The organism is Actinomycetota bacterium (genome assembly GCA_030776725.1).
In the GTDB taxonomy this organism is placed as follows: domain Bacteria; phylum Actinomycetota; class Nitriliruptoria; order Nitriliruptorales; family JAHWKO01; genus JAHWKW01.
In genome coordinates, this window is sequence record JALYHG010000123.1 from 1 (window position 1) to 12,102 (window position 12,102).

The 12,102-nt window shown below is 69.9% G+C and carries 11 protein-coding genes; 8 read left to right on the forward strand and 3 right to left on the reverse strand.

What is annotated here, in order from left to right:
- The 6 genes from miaA to M3N57_05820 form a co-directional block, all read left to right on the forward strand.
- Positions 1 to 862, forward strand: an 862-nt coding sequence (gene miaA / locus M3N57_05795) for a tRNA (adenosine(37)-N6)-dimethylallyltransferase MiaA (protein MDP9022209.1), incomplete at its 5' end; no start/stop codon positions are given.
- 39 nt (positions 863 to 901) lie between these two features.
- Positions 902 to 1,780 carry a diaminopimelate epimerase gene (gene dapF / locus M3N57_05800; GenBank protein ID MDP9022210.1) on the forward strand — a complete coding sequence of 293 codons (879 nt, stop codon included), beginning with the start codon at positions 902 to 904 and terminating at the stop codon, positions 1,778 to 1,780.
- Complete coding sequence (gene hflX / locus M3N57_05805) at positions 1,777 to 3,207, forward strand: GTPase HflX (GenBank protein ID MDP9022211.1); 1,431 nt, start codon at positions 1,777 to 1,779, stop codon at positions 3,205 to 3,207. The genes dapF and hflX overlap by 4 nt, the downstream gene beginning before the upstream one ends.
- 17 nt (positions 3,208 to 3,224) lie before the next feature.
- A complete protein-coding gene (locus M3N57_05810; protein MDP9022212.1) occupies positions 3,225 to 4,010 on the forward strand; it encodes a hypothetical protein in 786 nt (261 codons plus the stop codon).
- A 52-nt stretch (positions 4,011 to 4,062) separates the two neighbouring features.
- The gene (locus tag M3N57_05815; protein ID MDP9022213.1) at positions 4,063 to 4,302 is read left to right on the forward strand and encodes a ribbon-helix-helix domain-containing protein; all 240 of its coding nucleotides are present in this window, start codon (positions 4,063 to 4,065) and stop codon (positions 4,300 to 4,302) included.
- Between the two features lie 3 nt (positions 4,303 to 4,305).
- Positions 4,306 to 4,692: a PIN domain-containing protein gene (locus tag M3N57_05820; GenBank protein MDP9022214.1), complete on the forward strand. Its 387-nt coding sequence runs from the start codon at positions 4,306 to 4,308 to the stop codon at positions 4,690 to 4,692.
- A 124-nt stretch (positions 4,693 to 4,816) separates the two neighbouring features.
- Here M3N57_05820 and lexA read toward each other — a convergent pair whose 3' ends face one another.
- On the reverse strand, positions 4,817 to 5,455 hold the full coding sequence (lexA, locus tag M3N57_05825; GenBank protein MDP9022215.1) for a transcriptional repressor LexA: 639 nt from the start codon (positions 5,453 to 5,455) through the stop codon (positions 4,817 to 4,819).
- A 262-nt stretch (positions 5,456 to 5,717) separates the two neighbouring features.
- Between lexA and M3N57_05830 the strand changes: the two genes are divergently transcribed.
- A complete protein-coding gene (locus tag M3N57_05830) occupies positions 5,718 to 6,092 on the forward strand; it encodes a hypothetical protein (protein MDP9022216.1) in 375 nt (124 codons plus the stop codon).
- On the opposite strand, the gene nrdR is transcribed toward M3N57_05830, so the two are convergent.
- Together nrdR and M3N57_05840 are read right to left on the reverse strand one after the other, a co-directional pair.
- Positions 6,078 to 6,593, reverse strand: a complete 516-nt coding sequence (nrdR, locus tag M3N57_05835) for a transcriptional regulator NrdR (GenBank protein MDP9022217.1) — start codon at positions 6,591 to 6,593, stop codon at positions 6,078 to 6,080. The two genes, M3N57_05830 and nrdR, sit on opposite strands and share 15 nt — an antisense overlap.
- Before the next feature lie 90 nt (positions 6,594 to 6,683).
- On the reverse strand, positions 6,684 to 7,559 hold the full coding sequence (locus M3N57_05840) for a GNAT family N-acetyltransferase (GenBank protein ID MDP9022218.1): 876 nt from the start codon (positions 7,557 to 7,559) through the stop codon (positions 6,684 to 6,686).
- A gap of 392 nt (positions 7,560 to 7,951) precedes the next feature.
- On the opposite strand from M3N57_05840, the gene M3N57_05845 reads away from it, so the two are divergent.
- Positions 7,952 to 12,102: ribonucleoside-diphosphate reductase (locus M3N57_05845; protein ID MDP9022219.1), on the forward strand; the 4,151-nt coding region annotated here is incomplete at its 3' end.

Genomic DNA, 12,102 nt, shown 5'->3' on the forward strand with positions numbered 1-12,102 from the left:
CGGGAAGACCGATGTCGCGCTGGCGGTCGGACCGCGGGGCGTCGGCGGCCAGCCGGTCGAGATCGTCGCAGCCGACGCGTTCACCATCTACCGCGGCATGGACATCGCCACCGCCAAGCCGTCCCGCGCCGACCGGGCTGCGGTCCCACATCACATGATCGACCGGCTCGACCCGTGGCAGGAGGCGTCGGTCGCGTGCTTCCAGCGGGCCGCCCGCTCCGCGGTCGACGCGATCGCCGAGCGCGGTCACGTCGCCCTCCTCGTGGGCGGCTCGGGCCTGTACTTCCGCGCGGTGGTCGACGACCTGCGCTTCCCTCCAACCGACCCGGACGTGCGCGCGCGGCTCGAGGACGCCCACCGCCACGACCCCGTCGCGGCGCACGCAGCGTTGGCCACAGCCGATCCTGCCGCCGCGGCGAGGATCGATCCCGGCAACCTACGACGCACCGTCCGCGCCCTCGAGGTGATCGAACTCACCGGCGAACCGTTCTCCCGCTTCACCCGAGCATGGGACGAACACCGGTCGATCTACCCGGGGCTGGACGTCCGCGGTCTGGATCCCGGCCGTGTCGAGCTACGCCGACGCATCCACGAACGGGCCGACGCGATGGTCGGCGCCGGGCTCCTCGACGAGGCTCGCCGCCTGGCCGCACTGCCGCAGCCTCTGTCGACCACCGCGGCGCAGGCGATCGGGTACCGCGAGGCGTTCGCGGTCTTGGACGGCGAGCTGGACGCCGACGAGCTGAACACCGCGATCGCCTCGCGGACCTGGCGGTACGCCAAGCGGCAGCTGGCGTGGTTCCGTCGCGACCCGCGCGTGCGCTGGTCGACGCCGCAGGAGGTCCTCCAGGTGTGGTGTTGATCGGCGGAGGACCGCCCACCCACCGGTACCCTCGTTCGTATGCGGTTCGTCAAGGCGCACGGAGCCGGGAACGACTTCGTCGTCGTCCCCGACTGGAACGACGAGATCACGTTGGACCCCGCGCTGGTCCGGGCGGTGTGCGACCGGCGCCGTGGCATCGGCGCCGACGGGGTGTTGCGGATCGTCGCTGCACCCGACGGCGCGGACGCGTTCATGGACTACCGCAACGCCGACGGTTCGGTCGCCGAGATGTGCGGGAACGGCGTGCGGGTGGTGGCCAAACACCTCGTCGAGCACGGGCTGGTCGCTGACGCGTCACGCACGCTGCACATCGCCACGCCGGCTGGCGTGGTCGCCGCTTCGGTGGAGACCGACCGCGACGGGACCGTCACCGCGGTGACGGCCGGGATGGGCCGCCCGGTGCTCGACCCGGCCGAGATCCCGTTCCACGCCGACGGTGATCGCGCGGTGGACGTCCCCGTGTCCGTCGACGGGCACGAGATCCGCGTGACGGCGGTGTCCATGGGCAACCCCCACGCGGTCGTGGTGGTCGATGACGTGGGTGCGGCGCCCGTGACGGACCTGGGCCCGGCGTTGGAGACCCATCCGCGGTTCCCGAAGCGGACCAACGTCGAGTTCGTCGAGGTGGTCGGCGCCGGTCGGGTGCGGATGCGGGTGTGGGAGCGGGGCGTGGGCGAGACCCCCGCCTGCGGGACGGGTGCGTGCGCAGGGCTCGTGGCGCTGCAGCTGCTCGACCTCGCCGGCACCGACCTCGTCGAGGAATGGCCCGGCGGTGAGCTGACGGTCCGGTACGACCCGGGGGAGGATCCGGCGGTGCGGCTGCGCGGCCCGGTGGTGGAGATCGCGGAAGGCGAGTTGAACGGTCGTTGGCTCGCCCAGGCAGCGGGGCTCCGATGAGCGATCGGGAGCAGACGCACCACCGTGCACCGTCGGCCCCACACGACGGCGGCGAGAGCCCGTCGAACGACGGGGAGGTCACGCGAGCGGAGTTGCGTCGCCGGCAGCGCGACGTCGTCGAGGAGGGTCGCCCCCGCGAAGGCATGGATGTCTTCCAGCCGGTGGAGCGCGCCGTCCTGGTCGGTGTGCAGCTGGCCGACCGGACCGACGAGCGGGTCGTGGCCAACCTCGACGAGCTCGAGGCACTAGCTGACACGGCCGGCGCGGAGGTCGTGGGTCGCCTCGTGCAGCGCAGAGCGACGCCGGACCCCGCCACCTACATCGGCAAGGGCAAGGTCACCGAGCTGCGTGCGCTGCTGCAGGCCAGCCACGCCGATGCGGTGATCTTCGACGACGAGCTCACACCGGCCCAGCAGCGCAACCTCGAGGAGGGCGTCCGGCAGAAGGTGCTCGACCGCACCATCGTGATCCTCGACATCTTCGCCCAGCACGCGGTCAGCCGTGAAGGCAAGACTCAGGTCGAGCTCGCTCAGCTCACCTACCTCCTGCCACGTCTGCGCGGCTGGGGACAGGCGCTGTCGCGCCAGGAGGGTCGTATCGGCACCCGAGGACCCGGCGAGTCGCAGCTGGAGGTCGACCGCCGGCGCATCCACCGGCGCATGCGCAAGCTCCGCGAGGACCTCGCCGACTTCGCGCGCATCCGACGGACCAAGACCCAGGAGCGCGACCGCAACCGGGTCCCCACGGTCGCGCTGGTCGGCTACACCAACGCGGGGAAGTCCTCGATCCTCAACGAGCTGACCGGCGCGTCCGCACTGGTGCGCGACGCCCTGTTCGCCACGTTGGACACCACCGCGCGGCGGCTGGACCTCCCCGACGGGCGCTCGGTCGTCGTCACCGACACCGTCGGGTTCGTCCGCAAGCTCCCACACGGGCTGGTCGAGGCGTTCAAATCCACGCTGGAGGAATCCGCCCACGCCGACCTGCTGCTGCACGTCGTCGACGCCAGCCATCCCGAAGCCGAAGCGCAGATCGCGGCCGTCCGCGACGTCCTGGCCGAGATCGGAGCGGATCGCGTCCCCGAACAGCTCGTGCTGAACAAGGCCGACCTCGCCGATCCGGTCGACCTCGCGGCGCTGTCCCGCAGCCTGTCGCGCGCCAACGGGCAACCGGTCGAGGTGTCGGCCAGGACCGGTTCTGGCATCGATGAGCTGGTCGAGCGCGTCATGCTCCGCCTGCCAGACGAGCGGTTCCGGGTGACCGTCACGGTGCCCTACGACCGCACGGAGCTGGTCAACCTCGCGCACCGGTACGGGGAGGTCCACAAACAGGAGCACTCCAGCGAGGGGACCGAGCTGGTCGCCACCGTGGACGAGCATGTCGCACGTGCGATGCGTGACCTGCTCGATCCCGACCCGTTCGGGTGAGCGACGGAGCATCGAGCGTGCACCATCCACGGGCGGCAGCCATGCTGGTGGCCGCCTGTTCGATGGCGGCGGTCCTGAGCGCGACTCCGACCGTCGAGCCCCACGTCGACGCGCGCACGCGGTCGGGCGCGACCCTTGCAGCCCCCACGGCGGCGACCGAGAACCTCGATGAGGCGACGCCGTGGAACGCACCGCTGACCGCCGCTCGCGAGCCACCCGAGCCCCGCGTCGCCCCGTCCGTCCCAGCTGTGACCGACGCCGCCGACGACCGAGAGCCGGTCACCGTGCACGGCCCGGCGTGGCTCGCCGACCGCGCCGATCAGGTGCTGCAACGCATCACCTACCCCTGGCGCACGACGGGGTTCACGATCGAGTTCGGCCCCGCCCGGACCGGGCTGCGTGCCCTCTTCCACCGCGTCGACCGCCGCATCGAGGTGTTCGTGCGTCGCGGGGATCCGGTGGCCCGGACCGCGTTCGACCTCGCCCACGAGATCGGACACGCCGTCGACGTCACGGCCGGCTCCCCGGCCAGACGTGCCGCGTGGCTGGAGCGCCGCGGGGCGCCGGAGTCGACCCCGTGGTACGGATGCTCCGGCTGCGACGACCTGTCGACGGGCGCGGGCGACTTCGCTGAGGTGTTCGCGCTGTGGCAGCTGGGAGACGTCGATTTCCGCAGTCGGGTCGCGCCGCCACCGTCGCCGGGGGAGTTGGACCATCTGAGCGTGTGGTTCTGGCCGCCGGGGCGCTCACCGAGCTGCCACGCCCACGGTGGGTGCCTGCCGAGCGGACGCAGGATGCCCTGAACCTGAGCTGCGAAGCTCGGGTCAAGGCGATCCGATGTGCTAGCCTAGGCCCATGCGCGTGCACATCACGCTAGACGACGAGCTCGTCGAAGAGCTCGATCAGCGCGTCGGGCACGGTCGGCGTAGCGCGTTCATCGCCACTCTGATCCGCCGGGCTCTCGACGACGAACGCAGGTGGGACGCGATCGAAGACGCGCTCGGCGGCCTCTCCGAGACAGGCCACGACTGGGACGAGGATCCTGCCGCATGGGTGCGCGCCCAGAGGGTGAGCGACGATCGACGGGTCGGTTGAGGGTTGCTGCTGCTCGACACCACGGTGCTGATCGACGCCCTGCGTGGGCGTCGGGCGGGCGACCGTCTTCGCCGGCTTCGTGCCACCGGCGAGGTTCCGTGCGTTTGCGCGATCAACATCGAAGAGGTCTGGCGCGGGGTGAGGCCGGACGAGGAGGGGGTCGTGGCATCACTGTTCCGCGGCCTGCGGACCGTGCCGCTCGGCTCCCGCGAAGGGGAGGTCGCCGGCCGTTGGCGGCGCACGTTCGCCGAACGTGGCGTCACGCTGGACCAGGCGGACTGCCTCATCGCGGCCGCCGCCGTGCGGGCGAGCGCGGCGCTCGCCACCGGGAACCCGAGCCACTTCCCGATGGAGGAGGTCGTGGTCGAGCACTGGCCGGTCGGGGAGTGAACGGTGCTTCCGTCGGCGGCCGCAGCCCGGGAGGGGGCGCAGGAGCTCGGTCACGAAGACATCGCTGGGAGCCTCTGGCGGGTGGCTGCTCCCTCGCCGTCAGGGATGTCCGTGACGGAGGGAGCTAGACGCTGCGCACAACCGTGACGACCCGACCCAGGATCGCCACGTCCTGGTCACCGCTCAGCGGGATCGGCTCGTACACGGGGTTCGCTGGGTCGAGGGTCAGTTCACCGGACCGGGAACGGCGGAAGAACTTCACGGTGGCCTCACCATCGATCAAGGCAGCGCACATCTCGCCCTGTTCGACGGCTGGCTGCTTGCGGACGACCACCAGGTCACCGGGGAGGATGCCGGCCTCGATCATCGACTCACCACGCACACGCAGCATGAACAGCTCACCCTCGCCGACGAGCTCGCGCGGCAGGGGCAACAGCGCCTCGACCCGCTCCTCAGCCACGACCGGCGCGCCGGCCGCGATCTCACCCACCAGTGGGACGTTGCGCGTGACGGCAGGGCGCAGCCCCAGGTCGGTGTCCACGTCGACGCGGACCTCGAGGGCGCGTGGCTTGGTTGGGTCGCGCCGCAGGTACCCCTTCGTCTCCAGCTGCGCGAGTTGGGCGTGCACCGACGATGGGGACGATAGCCCCACGGCGTTCCCGATCTCGCGGACCGACGGGGGGTAGCCGCGCGCTTCGAGGTGGTCGTGGATCACCTCCAGGATGCGCCGCTGGCGCTGGGTCAGCTCGTCACGTGATCGCATCTGGTCCCTCACCGTGTCCCTCACCGCCTGTCCCAGCCCAACGTCGACGAACGAACGTTCGACAGGCAACGGTATCGCCACCAGGCCTCGCGAAGCAACACACCCGTTCGCTCCTTGACGAACGAACGCACGTTCGGCGAGGGTGGCGAACGTGCGTTCGGAAGCGGATGCGCCCGGTGTGTGGGCGACCCGAAACGAACGTGCGTCGGGACTGTCACACCCGTGACGTACACCCGACGCATGCCGAGACAGGAGGCCGGTGATGATCGAGGCGGCGACGACCAGCGAGCGCAGACGGACACGCGCGACGGGTGAGGTCGCCGGGCGGCCGGCGCTGACGGTGATCGAAGGAGGCCGCCACGCCCAGCGGACGCGCGTGACGGTGGCGGTCGCGATGCTCGTCTGCCTGCTGCTGACGCTGGCGTGGAGCCGTGTCGCGGCTGTCGCGGACGCTGAGCGGCCGTTGGTCGCCGGGACCGCCACGGTCGGCCCCGGCCAGACGCTGTGGGACGTCGCGTTGACGCATGCGCCTGCGGGCAGCGACCCCCGCGGGTACCTGCAACGGCTCCGTGCCGTCAACCTGCTCGCGCCGGGGGAGGTCGCTCCGTGGACGGTGGTGCTCCTACCGGCCGAGTGACCCGGTCGGGCGTGGCGACGTCGCAGGTGTCGTTGGGGTCAGGGCGACCGTCGCGTCCTTCTGGAGTGACTTCAGCTCCTTCTCGAAGTCCTCGGGGCCCTGGAAGTCCTTGTAGACGGACGCGAACCGCACGTAGGACACGTCGTCGAGCTCACGCAGGCGTGCCAGGACCTGAAGCCCCACCTGTTCGCTGGTCACCTGCCGAGCGCCGAGCTGACGGACGGCCACCTCGACGTCGGCGACCGCTCGGTCCAGCGCGTCGATGGAGACCCGGCCCTTGGCGGCCCGAGCCATGCCTTCGCGGACCTTGGTCCGGTCGAACGGTTGCAGCTCACCGGAGGTCTTCTGCACGAGCAACTGCGGCAACTCCAGGCGCTCGAAGGTGGTGTAGCGTGCGCCGCACGGTTGACATTCCCGGCGACGGCGGATCGACGAACCGTCGTCGGTCGGACGGGAATCGACGACCCGGTCCTGGTCCTGGCCGCACGTGGGGCAACGCATCGCCCAGTCCACCTCCGCGACGCCGATGCCGCCAGGACGCTACCCGCGGCCCGCGCCCGCGACGAGGAGGCGCGACACGCCGTCAAGCGGTCAGCGGCGTTCGACCCACACGTGCAGACCGCGTGCACCGTCCTTATCTCGTTCGAACTCGTCGATCAGCTCCAGGCGGCCGTCGCCGCGCCGCTGCAACCGGCCGTGGCCGAGGCCGGTGATGATCTCGTGCTCCTGGTAGCGGTGGATGAAGCGGTAGCGGATCGTGTCGCCGTGGATGATCCCCGCGGCTTCACCGTCGCTGACCTTGCCGCCGCCGTACTTGGCCAGCACCCGACGACCTTCCTGGAGGAACTTGGTCAACGAGCCCTTGGGCATGTGGGCCCCTTCATCGGGGAGGTTGTCGAGGGAGAACGACAGGCCGTGCAGGTTGTAGCCGTTGTCGTCGGCGCGGTGGCGGCCGGCCTTCCAGTCGCTGTGGGTGATCGCGTAGCCCCACTCGGACGCGAGCGTGCCGTCGGGCTGCTCGAACGAGTCGCGGTAGCGGGCCTCCATGAGGAACCCGGCGGCGGTGAAGGCGCGCTGCATCGGGACGTTGTGCTCGTGGGTGCGGCCCTCGAGGCGGAGCAGGTCGGGGTGGTCAGCGAAGTGGTGATCGGCGAGCTGGCGCAGGGCCTCACGGCCGACACCCTGTCCGCGGACGGCCTCGCTCAACCGGATGTCGAGCACCCCCTCCCCGCCGGTGAGGTTGCGAGCGAACGCGAAGCCGACCGGCTCACCGTCGACGAGCACCGCCCAGCCGACCTGTTCCTCGCACGCCCAGATCCCCGAGGCGATCTCGGCCGCGAGCTTCTCCTCGTTCCAGGCGAAACGCCGGGCCATGCCTTCGTAGCCCTGGTCGTCGAGCTGGGTCATCCACGGGGCGTCCTCGGGTGTCAGCACGCGCAGGTGCACCTCGGGACGGTCGTCTGGCATGAGGGGAACCTCCAGCCGGCCGGCGGTGATCACAAGCGTAGTGGGGCGCCGCGACTGGCAGGCCAAGCTCAGTGGGCCGGCTGTCACGCCCTCGTGCCACCATGTCGGCTGAGCGGCGCGCTGAACGCAACCTCTCGTGCGGACGGCGCGCTGCTCGCAAACAGCAAGCACGTGGACGGAGCTGTGACGAACGTGTGGGTAGCCTGTGGATAACCGGGTGCAGCGTCGGTGGCTTCGCGGTGGAAACACAACATGTTGTGCTCGCCCATGTGGAACGGCCCAACCGGTGGTGGTTGGCCGGTCGCGACGCATCGTTGACACTGACCCAGCTGCCCTCTCTAATCACAGCGTCGTAACTCCACCGCCGTCACTCGACAACCCGGAGGGACTCCATGGCGCAGGCCAGGAACAACGGCCGCGACGAGGCTGCGATCGACCTCGCCACGGTCGCGCAGGCCGACCTCACCACGCCGCACGCGTCGGGCGACGGTGAGCCGCTGCACACCACCGTCTCCGAGGATGGTGCCCGCGGGTTGAAGGTCGGCCGGTTCTTCACCCGGGAGGGCGTCCACCCCTACGACGAGGTGGAGTGGGAACTGCGCGATGCGGTGATCACCAACTGGCGCGACGGGTCCACCTCCTTCGAGCAGCGGGGCGTGGAGTTCCCGGCGTCGTGGTCGCTGAACGCCACCACCATCGTGGCGCAGAAGTACTTCCGCGGGCAGCTGGGCACCCCACGGCGCGAGCGCTCGGTCAAGCAGATGATCGACCGGGTCGCCGACACCATCACCGCCTGGGGGACCACGGACGGCTACTTCGCTGACGAGGAGTCCGCTGAGGCCTTCAACCACGAACTCAAGCACCTGCTGGTCAACCAGAAGATGGCCTTCAACTCGCCGGTCTGGTTCAACGTCGGCGTCGAGAAGGAGCCACAGTGCTCGGCGTGCTTCATCCTCGCCGTCGAGGACACGATGAGCTCCATCCTGAACTGGTACGTCGAGGAGGGGCTGATCTTCAAGGGCGGCTCGGGATCGGGCGTCAACCTCTCCACCATCCGTTCGTCCAAGGAGCAGCTCTCTGGCGGCGGGGAGCCGTCAGGTCCCGTGTCGTTCATGCGCGGCGCCGACGCCTCGGCCGGGACGATCCGCAGCGGAGGCAAGACCCGTCGCGCGGCGAAGATGGTCATCCTCAACGTCGACCATCCCGACGTCGAGGAGTTCATCTGGTGCAAGGCACGGGAGGAGCGCAAGATCCGCGTCCTGCGCGAGTCGGGGATCGACATGGACCTCGACAGCCCCGATTACGCCTCGATCCAGTACCAGAACGCGAACAACTCGGTCCGGGTCACCGACGAGTTCATGCGCGCCTGGGAGAACGACGAGGACTACGAGCTGCGCGCGGTGACGTCCGGCGACGTGATCGAGCGGAAGAAGGCGCGGGACGTCATGAGCCAGATCGCACGAGCCACGTGGGAGTGCGCCGACCCGGGCATGCAGTACGACACGACCATCAACCGTTGGCACACCTGCCCCGAGTCGGGGCGGATCAACGCGAGCAACCCGTGCTGCTTCGTCGCGGAGACGCTGGTCGAGACATCCGAAGGGCTGCTGAGGTTCGACGTGCTCGACAAGCGGGCACGCACCGGTGAGGAGCTGCCGGAGGTCCGCGCCTACGACCTGGCGTCCGGAGAGCACGTGTGGCGGCGGGCGACGAGCGTGTGGGTCGCCGGCGAGGCGCGCAACGTCGTCGAGGTCGTCACGGTCGGTGGCGTCAACCTGCGGTGCACGCCGGAGCACCGCTTCCTGCTCGCCGATGGGCGGTACGTGGAGGCGCAACTGCTCGACCCCGGGATGGCGCTCCGCGCCGTCGGACCGGACGGTGACCGGATCGACCACGTGTCGCAGGTCTTCCGGATCGTTCTGCCCGAACCGGTCACCGTGTTCGACATGGAGGTCGAGGGGACGCACAACTTCGCTGTGACGGACGACGGGGCGTTCACCGATCACTCCCTCATCGCGCACAACAGCGAGTACATGCACCTGGACAACTCGGCCTGCAACCTGGCGTCACTGAACCTCAAGAAGTTCTACGACTACGAGGCCGACCGCTTCGACGTCGAGGCGTACAAGCGCGCGATCGAACTGACGATCACCGCCCAGGAGATCATCGTCGGGAACAGTTCGTACCCGACCGACAAGATCCGCGACAACGCCCTGGCGTTCCGCGAGCTGGGGCTGGGGTACGCGAACCTCGGCGGGCTGTTGATGTCGCTTGGCCTGCCGTACGACAGCGACGAGGGCCGGGCGTGGTGTGGCGCGCTGACCGCGTTGATGACGGGCCACGCGTACCGCACGTCGGCGGAGATCGCGAAGGTGACCGGCCCGTTCTCCGGCTACCCCCGCAACGCCGATGCCATGCTGCGCGTGATCGAGATGCACGGCGACGAGGCCGAGAAGATCGATCCCCGCCCGGTCCCCGGTGACCTGCTCGGTGCAGCCAAACGCGCCTGGAAGGAAGCGTACGAAGTCGGCGCGGAGCACGGTTTCCGCAACTCGCAGGCGACGGTCCTGGCACCGACCGGATGTCTGGTGGGTGGCACGCTGGTGCCGACCGAGCACGGGCTGGTGCGTCTGGCGTCGCTGGGGGACCCCGCCGGTCAGCGGTGGCAGGCCCTGGGAGTCCAGGTGTCCACCGACGAGGGTCCGCGTGACGCGACCCACTTCTACGTGAACGGTTCGGAGTCGGTCGTGACCGTCTCGACGACACGCGGCTACCGGCTGCGTGGCACGCCCCGCCACCGTGTGAAGGTCGTCGCCGACACCGGGGAGTGGGTGTGGCGGCGGTTCGACGAGCTGCAGCCGGGCGACCGCGTCCCGCTCGCGCTCGGCCAGCTGATCGGCGAGCCGCGGAGCGTCGAGCTCCCGCCGCTGCCCGAGGGCGACGGTGGCGTGGTCGCCCCGCGGCAACTGACCGCGGAGTTGGCGTGGCTGGTGGGCTGCGTCCTCGGCGACGGTTCGGTGCGCGACGGCAGCGTCCGCGTGCACGTGCCCGCCGAAGACTTCGACCGGGTCGAAGACCTGCGTCTGACCGGCAAGGAGCAGTTCGACGTCGAGGCGGAGGTGTCGCAGCGCGGTGACCGCGTCGACGTGGTGTTCGCCTCCGACCGGCTCGCGGCGTGGTGGGAAGCGTGCGGCTTCGCGGGGACACGATCGTCCAGCGGAGCCCGTGTCGCGCAGGTGCCGGACGCGGTGCTGCACAGCAACGACCGGAAGGTGTACTCGGCGTTCCTGCGTGGCCTGCTTCATGCGAGCTCGAGCGGGCACGCCGCCGGCATGCCGTGGTCCACGACGTCCGAGGAGTTCTGCGATGAGGTGCAGACGTTGTTGCTGGCACTCGGCACCCCCTCGACCCGCCGGGTGCACGACGACGCGACAGGGGCGACGGTCGCGGTGCTGGACGTGGATGGGCACGTCCTGGCGCAGGATGACGAGGCCGACCTGGTCGGCGTCGACGCCACCGGCGACGGCGGCGCCGACGTGGACCCGGTTCCGTCGGTCCGGTGGCTGCTCGACACGGTGGTGAGTGCGGAGCTCGGCGACGACGAGCTCACCTACGACCTGTCCGTCCCCGACAACGTCACCTACGTCGCCAACGGGTTCGTCAGTCACAACACCATCGGCTTGGTGATGGACTGCGACACGACCGGCATCGAGCCCGACCTCGGGCTGGTCAAGACCAAGAAGCTGGTCGGTGGCGGGTCGATGTCGATCGTGAACCGCACCGTGCCCCGGGCCCTGCACCAGCTCGGGTACAACGACGAGCAGATCGAGGCGATCGTCGCCCACATCGACGAGCACAAGACGATCGACGGCGCCCCGGCGCTCCGCGACGAGCACATGCCGGTCTTCCAGTGCGCGATGGGTGACAACGCCATCCACTACATGGGACACGTGAAGATGATGGCGGCGGCACAGCCGTTCATCTCGGGTGCGATAAGCAAAACTGTCAACATGCCCGAAACGGCCACCGTCGAGGACGTCGAGCAGCTGTTCTACGACGCGTGGCAGCTGGGCATCAAGGCGATCGCGATCTACCGCGACAACTGCAAGGTCGCACAGCCGCTGTCGGTCACCAAGACCGACGAGGCCGAGTCGCCGGTGCCGTCCCCCGCCATCGAGACCCGCGAGCGGATGGTCCGCCGGAAGCTGCCCAAGCAGCGGCCCAGCCAGACGATCTCGTTCCGGGTGGCCGACGCGGAGGGTTACCTCACCGCGGGAGAGTACCCCGGTGACGGGATCGGGGAGATCTTCGTCAAGCTCGGCAAGCAGGGTTCGACCCTGTCGGGGGTGATGGACGCGTTCGCGATCAGCGTCAGCCTCGGTCTGCAGTACGGCGTCCCGCTCGAGGTGTACGTGCAGAAGTTCATGAACATGCGCTTCGAGCCGGCCGGGATGACCGACGACGAGGAGATCCGCTTCGCGACGTCGATCATCGACTACCTCGCCCGCAAGCTCGCGATCGAGTACCTCCCCGCCGACAGGCG

Bases quoted from the DNA above. Each gene is read 5' to 3' on its own strand.
- nrdR (MDP9022217.1), bottom strand. From the start codon at position 6,593: ATGCGTTGCCCCACGTGCGGCCAGGACCAGGACCGGGTCGTCGATTCC.
- M3N57_05830 (MDP9022216.1), top strand. From the start codon at position 5,718: ATGATCGAGGCGGCGACGACCAGCGAGCGCAGACGGACACGCGCGACG.
- lexA (MDP9022215.1), bottom strand. From the start codon at position 5,455: ATGCGATCACGTGACGAGCTGACCCAGCGCCAGCGGCGCATCCTGGAG.
- dapF (MDP9022210.1), top strand. From the start codon at position 902: ATGCGGTTCGTCAAGGCGCACGGAGCCGGGAACGACTTCGTCGTCGTC.
- hflX (MDP9022211.1), top strand. From the start codon at position 1,777: ATGAGCGATCGGGAGCAGACGCACCACCGTGCACCGTCGGCCCCACAC.
- M3N57_05840 (MDP9022218.1), bottom strand. From the start codon at position 7,559: ATGCCAGACGACCGTCCCGAGGTGCACCTGCGCGTGCTGACACCCGAG.
- M3N57_05815 (MDP9022213.1), top strand. From the start codon at position 4,063: ATGCGCGTGCACATCACGCTAGACGACGAGCTCGTCGAAGAGCTCGAT.